This is a genomic window from Corynebacterium hiratae (assembly GCF_009708045.1).
Classification (GTDB): domain Bacteria; phylum Actinomycetota; class Actinomycetes; order Mycobacteriales; family Mycobacteriaceae; genus Corynebacterium; species Corynebacterium hiratae.
The window spans coordinates 134,556-147,745 of sequence record NZ_VIOG01000001.1 but is presented as its reverse complement, the minus strand read 5'-3'; the positions used below and the strand labels follow the sequence as shown (position 1 = coordinate 147,745).

The window sequence follows — 13,190 nt, the reverse complement described above, 5'->3', positions numbered from 1 at the left end:
AGATGCCGAGAAGTGTAGTTTATTCTTTCCAGCCCTGAGTGATTTTATGCGTGAATTCTGTCACTGAACCGAATTCCGGTCCGAGGGCCACGATAGGCCCCTCCGACAGCCCTGCCGTTATCGCCGCGCCGGCCTTCGTCGCCGACGGATCTGGCTCGGTCATGACGAAGACCGTGCCACCGTAGGCGGTGGCATTGACCACGTTGGCTAGGGGGCTTTCCGCGGTCGCCACAATCACCGGCGCCATTTGTGCGTCGCGGCGCGCCTGGGCCGGAATAGCCGGCATCTTTTCCTTCGTTATGTGCTGCGGCAGGGGCTCCCAGGCGGCCTTGAGCTCCGTTTTCGTAGAGGAATCCAAGCGTGCAATGTTGTCAACCATGCGCTCACGGCTCATGACCACCTTCGACGTGAAACGAAAAGCGGTGTATTCCCCCAGCGCCTTGGTGTTTCCTGGGTCGTGGATAACTTCAAGTTGCCCGTTCTGGCTAGCCCACGGAACGTTACCGATAACGAGGAGCTGGTCTACGTCGAGATCAGCGAGCAACTGTGAAATCTGCGGGCGAATCGACGCATCGTACGTCACCATGGGCACGCGCTGGGACACGCTCAACGTCGCCGCGCGCAGGGCCGCGGCATCCGTCTCTTCGGCGAGGATCAGCGTATTGCTCTCCTTGAAGAACAAGCGCGCAGAGTCTATGCCCCAGCGGTCCCCCACCACGGTGACCTCGTTGGCGAATTGGGGGTCGATAAGCCGCAAGCGGTTCTCCTCGCTCGCGCGGGCCAGGTCGATGTCCGCTTCGGGGAGGGCGGTGATGTCCTGCGTGAGAATCGGCTCGCCCCGCCCCAGCGAGGAACAGCCCGCAGCGCCTAGGCCCGTCACGACTAGCAGCAGAGCTACAGGCACGACCTGTAGCGCACGTGGAGAAGGAACCTTAACGCGCAAAGGCCTGCGGGCCCTCCTCGCCGCCGGAAAGGTTCGCCTCATCCACGTCGCGCACCACCTGCTTGTTGAGTGCATATTCGACGATGCCGACAAAGCGCTCGCGGCGATCGGCGAAGAACTGGTGCGCGGTCTTCGCAGTCAGGAGCTCCGGATCTAAGTCGTGGGAGGCCAACACACTATCGAACTCGGCATCCTCCATGATCGACTTTGACTGCACGCGCGGCAGGTAGCGCTCGGGCGAATGCCCGTCCAGGACCACCTCGGTGCGCTTGCCCATCGGCGTGCGGTTGAGCACGGAGTTCGCCAGCACGCCGCTGATACCGTGGCGCTCGCACCAGCGAAGCGGGAAGACCGGGAAGAATCCCGGCTGCAGCTCCTCGAAGCTATGGCGGTTGAAGGCGCGCCCCGTCCGCCAATCCTTGGCGCCGCGTGCCATGAGCAGAGCGTAGAGGCCGTGCCATACGCCGTCGTTCTCCCCCACGGACAGCAAGCGGGACTCGCGGAAGGAAGCATCGCGCACCGTCTTCGGAACGTCCTCGGTATCGCCGGCAACCCAGCTGGTCACCTCGTCGACATCACGGGCAGCGCGCAGCTTGACGGCCGAGGAGCCGTAAAGCTCACCGAAGACACCGCTCCAGAACCACTGGTTGAGGCGGTCCCAGGATTCCTGGCTGGAAAGCACGCCCTTCTTCTCAGCCAGACGTGCCAGGATGACCGCCAGCGGGATAATCTGCTCGGAATAAGGCACCTGCTCCAGGGACAGGATGCAGCGCTCAGCCAAGAACTCGGCGACCTCACGGAAGGTAATCACGAGGGTCTCCGCGGCCTTGCGGTACTCAGCGAGCGTCAGTTGCAGGATGTCTTCGCGCTGACCACCAGCGTTGCCCTTCTCCCCCGACACCAGCAAAGACACGGCCGAGAGGAACTCGTTGCGGCCAATGCCGTCGAGCGCCGGGAAGGAACGCAGCTGCTTCTCGACGGCCGCCCAATCCTCCGCCAGGTGGAAGTCCGGGTCTTCGGAGGCAAAGACAGCCGTGAGCAGATCGAAGACATCCATCTGCAGACCAGCGGAATTTACCTGCGCAAAGATCGAGCCGATACCGGCGCTTGCCGTCTCCCGGGAGAGGCGGATCATCGGCACGGTGTAGCCGGACAGTGGGCGCAGGATGCGGTTGTTGAAGGCGGCAACCACATCACGGGTGGCACCATCGTTGGCGGCTGCGAGCTCGAAGAGCATGCTGGTGCCTTCCTCGCTCAGCAGGGCTGAGACCGGGATGCAGCACTCCTCGATTGCGGCCTCGCGGGTGTTCAAGGAACCTTCGATATCCGGCGCGAAGTGGGAGCGCAGCTCACCATGTTGGTTGACGGCGAAGACGGCCTCGTCCGGCATGATGTCCTCCGAGGTCGCTATGCGCAGGTCCACGTAGTACTTGCGGGAGACCTTCTTGGAACGAAAATCAGTGGTATCGACGAAGCCCTCGCCGCGGAAGCAGTGATACAAGGTGGTAAGGCGCTGCTGCCCATCAAGCAAGAGCAAGCCCGGGTTCACCCCGGTATCCGGGGCACCAGCCAATGGGCGGGGGCGAAAGCGCATAGTTTCGTTGCGGGTATCCAAGGCCATTAATGCGCCGAGCGGGTAGCCGCGCAAGACGGTGACGATCAGCGATCTAATGCGGTCCTCATCCCAGGAATAAGAGCGCTGGAAGTCAGGCAGCTGAATATCACCGCGATCGATGCGAGCGAAAAGGTCATTAAGGTCATAGCTTGGCGTAGAGAAACCCATGACCTCGAGCCTACCGCCAAATGTGGGAACGTGCCCGTTTGTGCGCGAACATCACATTGCGGGCACGGATGGCCCGAGTAACGAAAAATCCCGCCAGCCGGTGGCCAGCGGGATTACTCAGATCCAGTGCGATTTATGCCGTTGCATCCAGTGGGTTTTTGACCCAGCTCATGAGATCGCGCAGCTTCTCACCGGTCTTCTCGATCTCGTGATCGTTGTAGCTGGCGCGCAGCTCCTCCAGCTCCTTGTTGCCGCCCTCAACGTTGGCGATCAGGCGCTTGGTGAAGGTTCCGTCCTGAATGTCGGACAGGATGTCCTTCATGCGCTGCTTGGTGTCAGCGTCGATGACGCGAGGACCAGAGATGTAGCCGCCGAACTCTGCGGTATCGGAGACCGAGTAGTTCATGTTCTTGATGCCGCCCTCGAACATGAGGTCAACGATGAGCTTCAGCTCGTGCAGGCACTCGAAGTAGGCCATCTCCGGCTCGTAACCGGCTTCCACCAGCACCTCGAAACCGACCTTCACGAGCTCCTCGGTACCACCGCACAGAACGGCCTGCTCACCGAAGAGGTCGGTGACGGTCTCGGCTTCGAAGGTGGTCGGGATAACGCCGGCGCGGGCGCCGCCGATGGCCGCGGCATAAGACAGTGTCAGCTCGCGGCCCTCGCCCTTCGGATCCTGCTGGGTAGCGATCAGGCAGGGCACGCCCTTGCCGTCGACGAACTGGCGGCGGACCAGGTGGCCCGGACCCTTCGGCGCAACCATACCGATGGTGATGTTCTCCGCCGGCTTGATCAGTTCGAAGTGAATGTTGAGGCCGTGGCCGAAGAACAGAGCGTTGCCGTCCTCCAGGTTTGGCTCAATGTCCTCGGTGAAGATGGTCGCCTGGGACGTATCCGGGGCTAGCAGCATGATGACGTCAGCCCACTTGGACGCCTCAGCGTTGCTCAGGACCTTAAAGCCAGCCTCTTCCGCCTTCTCGCGGGACTTGGAACCCTCGCGCAGGCCGATCGCCACCTCAACGCCAGAGTCACGCAGGTTCATTGCGTGGGCGTGGCCCTGGGAGCCATAGCCAATGATGGCGACCTTGCGGCCCTGGATGATGGACAGGTCGGCATCGGAATCGTACAGAGTCTCAATAGCCATGTTGTTGTTCCTTCTCTCTGTGGTTCGTTGTCACTACTCAGTGAATAGTGACGTGGTCTACTGAATTTGTATCACATTTTGGGACACGATGCCCACAATGTGAGATTATTTATTTGCTCGGTGCCATCGCCTTCGGGCCACGCCCCAGCGCGACGTTTCCGGACTGCACCAGCTCACGGATACCGAAGGGCTCGAGGACGTCGAGAAGCGCCTGCAGCTTGCCCGGCGTACCGGTGGCCTCCACCACCACGGACTCCGGCGATACGTCCACGATGCGGGCGCGGAAGATGTTCACCGCGTCGACCACCTGGGGGCGGTTCGAGTTATCCGCGGCCACCTTGACCAGCATGATGGCGCGGGCAATGGTGTTTTCTTCCTCCAGCTCCACCACCTTGAGCACCGGAACAATCTTGTTGAGCTGCTTCGTCACCTGCTCGATGACAACCTCGGAGGCGTCCACAACGATGGTCAGGCGGTTGATCCCCTCGGTTTCGGTCCGCGCGGAGACCAGCGAGATGAGGTTGTAGCCGCGGCGGGTAAACATACCGGTCACGCGGGAGATGATGCCCTCAATGTCCTGGACCCGCACGGACAGGATGTGTCGGGTGATGTCGTCTTTAGCCATTGTTCTTAGGCCTCCTCGAGGGATTCGTGAATGTCGGCCGGATCCTCGGCCGCGGACTCGTTTTCATCAAACAGCGGGCGCAGGCCCAGGGCGTACTGAATTTCCTCATTGGAGGCGCCGCCACCAATCATCGGCCACACCTGGGCATCCTGGCCCACGATGAAATCAATGACCACCGGGCGGTCATTGATTGAGCGCGCGCGCTCAATCGCGGGGCCAATCTCTTCTGCCGTGGTGACGCGAATGGACTCGCACCCCAGGGCCTCGCTGAGCTTGACGAAGTCCGGGACGTACTCATCGTGCTCACGCAGCTTGGTATGGGAGTACTTGTTCTCATAGAAGAGCGTCTGCCACTGGCGCACCATGCCCAGGTTTCCGTTATTAATGACAGCCACCTTGATGGGGAATCCCTCCACCGCGGCGGTGGTGAGCTCTTGGTTGGTCATCTGGAAGCAGCCATCGCCGTCAATCGCCCAAACCTCACGCTCCGGGCATGCGGCCTTAGCGCCCAGCGCTGCGGGTACGGCGTAGCCCATCGTGCCGGCACCGCCGGAGTTGATCCAGCTGCGCGGGTGCTCGAAGTCGAGGAACTGTGCCGACCACATCTGGTGCTGGCCGACGCCCGCGCAGTAGATAGCCTCCGGCCCCACGATGGAGCTGAGCTTCTGGATAACCTCCTGCGGGTTGAGCAGCCCGTCCGACGTCGGCTCGAAACCGCGCGGGTAGCGCCGCTGCAAATCTCCCAGGTACTCCATCCAGTCACCGAGGTTCGGGGCATCCAACTCCGCGTCATTGGCATAAGCCTTGGTCAGACGAAGGAGCACCTCGCGCGCATCACCCACGATGGGAACAGCTACCTCACGGATCTTGCCGATCTCGGCCGGGTCGATGTCGGCGTGGATGACCTCGGCGTGCGGAGCAAAGGTATCGGTATCACCGGTCACGCGGTCATCGAAGCGCGCGCCCACGGCGATGATAAGGTCCGCGCGCTGCAGCGCCGCCACCGCCGGCACCGTGCCGTGCATGCCGGGCATGCCCATGTGCTGCGGGTGATTATCCGGGAAGGCGCCGAGCGCCATGAGGGTGGTGACCACCGGGATGCCGGTCAGCTCAGCAAACTCGCGCAGCTCGCGGGAAGCCTCCGCCTTAATGACGCCGCCGCCAACGTAGAGCACCGGGCGCTCCGCGCGGGCAATACGCTGAACAGCCTGCGTGATCTGGCGCGGGTGCGGGGTCGTGGTGGGCTTATACCCCGGCAGGTCCGGCATGACTGGGCCGGAGTACTCCATCAGGGCGTTCTGGACATCCTTCGGGATATCCACGAGGACCGGGCCCGGCCGTCCGGTGGACGCCAGGTGGAACGCGGCAGCAATAGCCCCCGGGATGTCCTCTGCCTTGGTGACGATGAAGTTGTGCTTCGTAATCGGCATGGTCACACCGCGGATATCGGCCTCCTGGAAGGCGTCGGTGCCCAGCAAGGAGCTGCCCACCTGACCGGTGATGGCCACGACCGGCACGGAGTCCAGGTTGGCGTCCGCCAGCGGGGTCACCAGGTTGGTGGCACCCGGACCGGAGGTGGCAATCATGACGCCTACCTTTCCGGATGCCTGGGCATAACCTTCGGCGGCGTGGCCGGCCCCCTGCTCGTGGCGGGTGAGCACGTGGCGCAGCTTCGTGGATTCAAAGAGGGCGTCGTACAGCGGAAGCACGGCGCCGCCCGGAATGCCGAAGACAAGCTCGGTGCCCAAATCTTCGAGGGTACGGACAATGGCGTGTGCGCCCGTGATGCGCTCGGGCGCCCGCTGTGGCGGAGTGGAAGCTGTCACGGTTGTTGTGCTCCTTCAGTGGGGATGGATATCGGAGAGATCATCCAACTAATAACGCCCCCGCTGTCCTTCCTGGGTGTGAAGGTAACGGGGGCGCTTGCTGGTCGACGTCACTAGTGGACTCGCTACGGCTCGCGCCGCCCGGGTACTACTACGAGGTGAAGTCGAATAATGATCATGGGCTAAACTGTACACTGATAGAAACGCCACCGCAGGCATTTACCCCCATTTTTGGGATCTTTTTCTCATTTTGCGAGATTGCACAGGTGGGGCGGTTCGCCACCGCGCCACGCTGTCAATTACGATGACCCACTATGACGTCCTCACACCCGCAGAACGCATCAACTCGTGCCGAACACCCCGCGGCCGAAACGTTCAAGCCCACCCGCGAACACCTCCTCGGCATCGGCATCCTCGCCGCCATCGCTTTCCTCAGCATTGGCTGGGCCCCGAAATACCTCTTCTGGATCCTCATCTTCCCGGTGTTGGCCATCTGGTGGGTCCTGCGTGCCCGCACCACCGTGGACGCGAAAGGCATCCACATCACTTATGGCTTCCGCGGCCCCAAGGACATCGCGTGGAAGGACTTTAAAGGCATCGGATTCCAGCGCTCGAAGGCCTACGCTCGCACCACCAGCGGCGACAACCTCAACCTGCCGGGCGTGACTTTTAACTCCCTCCCCCGCCTTGCCGCCGCTTCCAACGGCCGCATCCCCGACGCCCTGACCGCTGGCCGCGAAGCCGCCGATGACAAGGTCGTCATCGTCCACCGCGATGGCCAGCAAATCCTCCTTACCAAGGAGGAATACGCCGAGTACCTCAAGAAACACCCCGAACTGAAGGATTAACCGTGTACCCTCTCCGCTCTAAAGTCACCACCGTTGGCCGCCAGGCATCCGGTGCACGCGCACTGTGGCGCGCTACCGGCTCCAAGGAGAGCGACTTTGGCAAGCCGATCGTTGCCATCGCCAACTCCTTTACCCAGTTCGTTCCCGGCCACGTCCATCTCAAGAACGTCGGCGACATCGTGGCCGACGCCGTGCGCGAAGCCGGCGGCGTGCCCAAGGAATTCAACACCATCGCTGTTGACGATGGCATCGCCATGGGCCACAGCGGCATGCTCTACTCCCTGCCTTCGCGGGAGATCATCTCCGATTCCATCGAGTATATGGTCAATGCCCACACTGCCGACGCCCTGGTGTGCATCTCGAACTGCGACAAGATCACCCCGGGCATGTTGAATGCCGCGCTGCGCCTCAACATTCCCACCATCTTCGTCTCCGGTGGCCCGATGGAAGCCGGCAAGGCTGTTGTCGTTGACGGCGTGGCGCACGCGCCGACGGATCTGATTACGGCCATTACAGCGTCGGCCAGCGATGCCGTCTCCGATGAGGACTTGACCCGCGTGGAGGAAAGCGCCTGCCCCACCTGTGGTTCCTGCTCTGGCATGTTCACCGCCAACTCCATGAACTGCCTCACCGAGGCGCTCGGCTTGGCCCTTCCAGGCAATGGCACCACGCTGGCTACCCACAGCGCCCGCCGCGATCTCTTCGAGCAGGCCGGCCGCACCATCGTGGACCTGTGCCGACGCTACTACGGCGACGAAGACGACGCCGTCCTTCCGCGCTCTATCGCCACCAAGGAAGCCTTCAGCAATGCCATGGCTTTGGACATGGCTATGGGTGGTTCCACCAACACCATCCTCCACACGCTGGCCGCCGCGCAGGAGGGCGAGGTGGACTTCACCCTCGAGGACATCAACGAGATCTCTTACCGCGTGCCCTGCCTGTCCAAGGTGGCCCCCAACGGCACCTACCACATCGAGGACGTGCACCGCGCCGGCGGCATCCCCGCCATCTTGGGCGAGCTGCGCCGCGCCGGCCATTTGAACCTCAAGGTCCACACCGCGCTTTACGACAACGCTGAGGAGTGGCTCGACGATTGGGATATCCGCGGCGGCAAGGCCACGGAGGCCGCCCTCGAGCTTTTCCACGCTGCCCCCGGCGGTGTGCGCACCACCGAGCCTTTCAGCCAGTCCAACCGCTGGGATGAGCTCGACACCGACGCTGCCAATGGCTGCATCCACGACGCCGAGCATGCCTTCTCCTCCGACGGCGGCCTGGTTGTCCTGCGCGGAAACCTCGCCCCCAACGGGGCCATCGTCAAGGCCGCCGGCGTGGAGGAAGAGCTGTGGACCTTCACTGGCCCGGCCCGCGTGGTGGAGTCCCAGGAGGAGGCCGTCTCCATCGTCCTCAAGAAGGAAGTCCAGCCCGGCGATGTCATCGTCATCCGCTACGAGGGCCCCGCGGGCGGCCCCGGCATGCAGGAGATGCTGCACCCGACCTCCTTCCTCAAGGGCTCCGGTTTGGGCAAGGCTTGCGCCTTGATTACGGATGGTCGCTTCTCCGGTGGTACCTCCGGCCTGTCCATCGGCCACATCTCCCCCGAGGCAGCCCACGGCGGTCTCATCGGCCTGGTGGAAAACGGTGATCCCATCACCATCAACATCCGCGAGCGCCAGCTCACCCTCGACGTCGACGAGGACGTTCTCGAACGCCGCCGCGCCATCGAGGAGCAGCGTGAGAAGCCCTGGACGCCGAAGGACCGCAACCGCCCGGTCACCAAGGCCCTGCGCGCCTATGCCAACATGGCCACGTCCGCTGACCGTGGTGCGGTGCGCGTGGTGGATGGTTACGTCAATTAGAGTATGGGGCGATGAATTTCGCCACTAACGCCGCAAGGCGCACACTCCTGACCGCCGCCGGGCTCATCATTGGCCTGGTGGGCGTCATCCGCCACGTCCTCCACACGGACTTCCCGGTGGACATGATCATTTACCGAGAGGGCGTGCGCGCCTTCATGGAGGGCCGCTCGGTCTATTCCGAGCCCATGTACGCCGGGGACTTGGCGCTCCCCTTTATCTACCCGCCCTTCGGGGCGCTGGTCATGGTGCCGCTGACTGCCTTTGACTGGATGAGCGATTCGCTCGCCGGCGACATCATGATCGTCCTCTCGGACGCCCTGGTCTTTGCCTGCCTCTACGCGATCTTCCGCGCGCTCAAGGTGCCGCACCTGTGGCCCACCGTGGCGATCGCGTGGGCCGCGGCCATGTTCTTTGAACCCATCCGCCTCAACAACGGTTTTGCGCAGATCAATATCGTCATCATGGCGCTGGTCATCTTTGATCTTGTTCCCCGCGAGCGCAAGCTTCCGCAGGGCTGGCTGATAGGTCTCGCGGCGGCCATCAAGATCACCCCGTTGGCCATGCTGCTCTACTTCCTGCTGCGCCGCGAGTGGCGGCCCATCCTCACGGCCTTAGCCTCCGCCGTCGTGGCTACGTTATTGGCCGCCGCTTACCGCTGGGAGGCCTTCGTCGAATTCTTCAGCTCGAAGCTTCTCGATATGGGCAAGGGCGCAGACTTCGGCGTGGCTACGGACTATCAGTCCAACTCCTCGCTCAAGGGCGTCATCCAGCGCCTCTTTACCTCCCAGGAGGCCATGGACAACCACGGCACGCTCATCAACGTGCTGTGGCTCGTGGCTGCGCTCGCAGTCATCGGCCTTGGCTCCACCCTTATCCTGGCACAGATGCGGCGCGGCCTGCTTGTCGACGCCCACCTCACCACCGCCACCACCATGTTGCTCATCTCCCCCGTTTCGTGGTCCCACCACTGGGTGTGGCTGTCCCTCATCGTGCCGGTTCTGGTCTACCGCGCCTGGTCCTGGCGCAATTCCACCTGGGTCGCTGGCAGCTTGCTGGCTGTGCTGGCTGCCTGGACTGGCATGCTGCTCACCGTTCCGCCGAAGTGGTGGTTCGGCGATAGCATCGATGTTCACGCGATGCCGCTGTACCAGAAGTTCTTGGTCGATGATTTCGTGTGGCTAGCACTCCTGTGCTGGATTCTCTACGCCATCTGCCTCAAGGTTCAAGGCAATAAAGCAGACAAGCCACAAACCGAACTCGCTGCGGCCCAAACCAACTGAGCCCCGAAACGCAAACTGCCCGTTCTGACAAAGTTATGCGCCGCCATTGCAAAAAATGGGAAAACTTTGGCAACACGGGCACCTCAGCCCTCGGCTAAAACCTTGAGTGCTGCCAAGTGGCCGTCGAAGGCGCTCTTGCCCTTCTCTGTCAAGGCCACCCACACTGAATCTTTAGCACGGCTGGTGCCATATTCGCGGAAGCGCGTGACGTAGCCAGCTTGCTCTAGAGCTCCGAGCTGCTTGGACAGGGAGGCATCGGAAAGCTCCGTGCGGTCGCGCAACATGGCGAATTTCATCTCACGGTTTACCTCCCCGCCCTGCGTGGCGCCGAAGGCATTGAGCGTGGCGCATATCTTAAAGCGGTTGAGCGGGTGAATTATCGGATCGAGCTCACTCATCGCGGCATCCTATTCAGCGCACCGGTGTGCAACGTCCAAAAGACCGACAGACTGCACAGCACACCTGCGATGCACGAGGCAATAACGTGTCCTTCAACGAAAGGGTTGAAGAGCGCCGGCAGAATCATAAATCCCAATCCTGCGTAGAAGCGCCAGGTCACATTCCTAGAGGCGTACGGATCAACCTTCTGGCGCATTGAATCCCTCACCCCCGTGCGGTAAAAGACGGCAAGACTCACCAAGAGCGCGAGTAGAAGAAGCAGTCCACCAACAGGAACGAGAGGATGGACGTCATCCTTGATCCACATGTAGGCAAACCACGCGCCGTACGCCGCCGCTGCGAGCAGACTTAGCCAAACGGGTGGCCGTTTGGCCGCGGCCAGCCGTTGTTGTTCCTCAAATGCGAGCGCGTCCCGAACATCCTGATTGGACAAAACTAAAGCTCCCCTCCTGCGGCACCAAAGTCATTGTTTTCCATTACGGAAAGCAACTTACTTTACACAACGGAAAATAACAAGAGTTTGTATATAGCTGCAGGCTGGGAGCGTAGAAACGTGCTAACAGCGCCTAGTTCAGCGGGTTAACGCCCGCGCCAAACCACCAGATGGCAACGAGCGCGGCCACGCCAATGACGACGAAAATCCAGGACGTTGCCAATGGGCGGCGAGTCCACGAGCGGTTAAAGTCCAGGGAGATGAAGCCCGGACCGGTGAACTGCAGGGCCACCGCGATAACGAAGAGCACCAGGCCCAGCCAGACGCTCTCATTCCAGGCAAAGACATCCAACCCAGCACCCGAGGCGTTGAGGCCGTGGATAGCGGAGAAGCCAGTGACGATAAGACCGAACATGGCCGCCAGCGGCGTCACCAGTCCCAGCAGCAGGAAGGCACCGGCGATAAGCTGGACGGTCGGCACGCCGATGGCAAGTGCCGCTGCCATGGTGTACTCGCCGAACTCGTTCTCCAGACCCGACAGGCCCTCGTTGCCGCCGAGCTTGAAGAAGGTCGAGGCACCCGCCACGAGCAGGTAAACGCTGAGCGCCAAGCGCACGAAGAGCAAACCGAAGTCGATGGTGCCGCGGCGTGCTGGCTCCGGCTTCTCCTCCACGGCTGCAGGCTCGGAGTCCACGGCGGGATCGGCAACGGCAACCGTGCTTGGTACTTCCTCGTAGGTCTCAGTTGCTGCGGACTCGGTTGCGGTTGCCGATACCGGCATAGCGGTTGTCTGCGTATCAGGCTCGGCCATGGCCTCCGCGCGCGGGAAGGCAGTGGTCTCGGTTTCAGCTGCAGCGCTGTCGAAAGACAAGGACTCGCGGGTGGCGCTCTCAAAGGTTTCGGTTTTGGCTTCAGGCTCTGCCTCAACAGCAGGCTCCTCAGCCTTCTTCGGCTTAATCACCTGCGGCTCGGCGCGGCCGGGGCGTTGGAAGAGGCTACTCTTCTTCGGCTTATCGGCAGCTTCTACAGCTTCTGCCTCAGGCGTGCTGTCCTTCACGGAGTCTTTCCCCGTGTAGGTCGGGATATCGTCATCAAAGTCGGTGGCTTTATCAGGAGTTTTATCGCTCATGCCTCCAACTTAAGGCAGCACAGCGCCCTTATGGTGCATCTTTATCGGCGCGGCGCGTAGCTAAAACCGCACGGCCTGCGTCTAAGACATCTGCCGTGAGGTCCGCGAGCACTTCCGACTCCAGCCGCCAGCGTTGCCAATAGAGGTCAATGTCGAGCGGGAAGTCGTCGAGAAGCACCAGCTCTCCCGTCTCCAGCAGGGGCTGGGCCTGCAGCCTCGCCACCAGACCCCAGCCCAGGCCGTAGCGCACGGCCTCTACGTAGGACTCCGAAGAGGGAATCTGGGATACCCTCGCGCGCAGGACATGGGAGTCGATGAAGCGCTCGCGCATGGCGTCATCCAAGGTGGCGTCGTTCGGACCAAAGCCCACGATGGGCAGGGTATCCCAGTCTTCGAAACCCTCCGCCAGGCTGGGTGCAGCGACGGCAAAGTAGCGCATGGTGCCGAGGTAGGTGGATTCGCAACCGGAGACCGGAGTTTGCTCGCGGGTGACCGCGCCCAGCACGTCGCCGCGGCGCAGCATGGCCAACGTGCGGGCCTCATCCTCGATGCGTATACGCAGCGCCGCCTCACCGCGCTCGGCGGTGCGCTGGACTACAGGGCGGAACCACGTGGCCAGGGAATCCGAGTTGATAGCAACGGTGAGTGGAACGCGGGACAGGCGCTCGGTCAGCCGCGCATCCGCCTCAGCTTGGACCAGCGCCATGCGCCGTGCTGCTTGGGCGACGATCTCCCCTGCTTCAGTCACGGTGACGGGAGCTCCGCGGCGCAGAAGGATTCGACCAGTCGATACTTCCAGCGCTTTGATGCGCTGACTGACGGCCGAAGGAGTGATTCTCAACACAGCCGCAGCCCCCTCGAAGGATCCTTCATCGATGATGACCAGCAGAGTTTCAGTATGGAGTGGGTTCATGAAGCTAT

12 protein-coding genes are annotated in these 13,190 nt (G+C 62.2%); 3 read left to right on the top strand and 9 right to left on the bottom strand.

Translation table 11 applies throughout. The features are described 5' to 3' along the window. Window positions 1-19: 19 nt before the first annotated feature. From FME68_RS00625 to FME68_RS00605, 5 genes are all read right to left on the bottom strand, one after another. Window positions 20-904, bottom strand: a complete 885-nt coding sequence (locus FME68_RS00625; RefSeq protein WP_328287660.1) for a hypothetical protein — start codon at window positions 902-904, stop codon at window positions 20-22. A 28-nt stretch (window positions 905-932) separates the two neighbouring features. Beyond that, on the bottom strand, window positions 933-2,726 hold the full coding sequence (locus FME68_RS00620; RefSeq protein WP_158395380.1) for a GmrSD restriction endonuclease domain-containing protein: 1,794 nt from the start codon (window positions 2,724-2,726) through the stop codon (window positions 933-935). A gap of 133 nt (window positions 2,727-2,859) precedes the next feature. Further along, window positions 2,860-3,873 (bottom strand): ketol-acid reductoisomerase, encoded by a 1,014-nt coding sequence (gene ilvC, locus FME68_RS00615; protein ID WP_046648105.1) that lies wholly within the window; start codon window positions 3,871-3,873, stop codon window positions 2,860-2,862. Window positions 3,874-3,982: 109 nt separating this feature from the next. Further along, window positions 3,983-4,498, bottom strand: a complete 516-nt coding sequence (ilvN, locus tag FME68_RS00610) for an acetolactate synthase small subunit (RefSeq protein WP_010186907.1) — start codon at window positions 4,496-4,498, stop codon at window positions 3,983-3,985. Between the two features lie 5 nt (window positions 4,499-4,503). After that, on the bottom strand, window positions 4,504-6,324 hold the full coding sequence (locus FME68_RS00605) for an acetolactate synthase large subunit (RefSeq protein WP_070701967.1): 1,821 nt from the start codon (window positions 6,322-6,324) through the stop codon (window positions 4,504-4,506). Window positions 6,325-6,638: 314 nt separating this feature from the next. Between FME68_RS00605 and FME68_RS00600 the strand changes: the two genes are divergently transcribed. Genes FME68_RS00600 through FME68_RS00590 form a run of 3 tightly spaced genes read left to right on the top strand, consistent with a single transcriptional unit; the run spans window position 6,639 to window position 10,308 of the window. Further along, window positions 6,639-7,172, top strand: coding sequence for a PH domain-containing protein (locus FME68_RS00600; RefSeq protein ID WP_070681125.1), 534 nt, complete (start codon window positions 6,639-6,641; stop codon window positions 7,170-7,172). A gap of 2 nt (window positions 7,173-7,174) precedes the next feature. Further along, window positions 7,175-9,028, top strand: coding sequence for a dihydroxy-acid dehydratase (gene ilvD / locus FME68_RS00595; protein WP_328287659.1), 1,854 nt, complete (start codon window positions 7,175-7,177; stop codon window positions 9,026-9,028). Window positions 9,029-9,039: 11 nt separating this feature from the next. After that, complete coding sequence (locus FME68_RS00590) at window positions 9,040-10,308, top strand: glycosyltransferase 87 family protein (RefSeq protein WP_158395378.1); 1,269 nt, start codon at window positions 9,040-9,042, stop codon at window positions 10,306-10,308. Between the two features lie 83 nt (window positions 10,309-10,391). Here the strand turns inward: FME68_RS00590 and FME68_RS00585 are convergent, their stop codons facing one another. From FME68_RS00585 to FME68_RS00570, 4 genes are all read right to left on the bottom strand, one after another. Next, entirely contained in the window at window positions 10,392-10,706 is a 315-nt protein-coding gene (locus tag FME68_RS00585; RefSeq protein WP_158395376.1) for a transcriptional regulator, read from the bottom strand. Continuing rightward, window positions 10,703-11,140: a hypothetical protein gene (locus FME68_RS00580; RefSeq protein WP_158395374.1), complete on the bottom strand. Its 438-nt coding sequence runs from the start codon at window positions 11,138-11,140 to the stop codon at window positions 10,703-10,705. The genes FME68_RS00585 and FME68_RS00580 overlap by 4 nt, the downstream gene beginning before the upstream one ends. A 133-nt stretch (window positions 11,141-11,273) precedes the next feature. Beyond that, window positions 11,274-12,269 carry a DoxX family protein gene (locus FME68_RS00575; RefSeq protein WP_158395372.1) on the bottom strand — a complete coding sequence of 332 codons (996 nt, stop codon included), beginning with the start codon at window positions 12,267-12,269 and terminating at the stop codon, window positions 11,274-11,276. A 28-nt stretch (window positions 12,270-12,297) separates the two neighbouring features. Continuing rightward, window positions 12,298-13,182: a LysR family transcriptional regulator ArgP gene (locus FME68_RS00570; RefSeq protein WP_158395370.1), complete on the bottom strand. Its 885-nt coding sequence runs from the start codon at window positions 13,180-13,182 to the stop codon at window positions 12,298-12,300. Window positions 13,183-13,190: the final 8 nt, after the last annotated feature.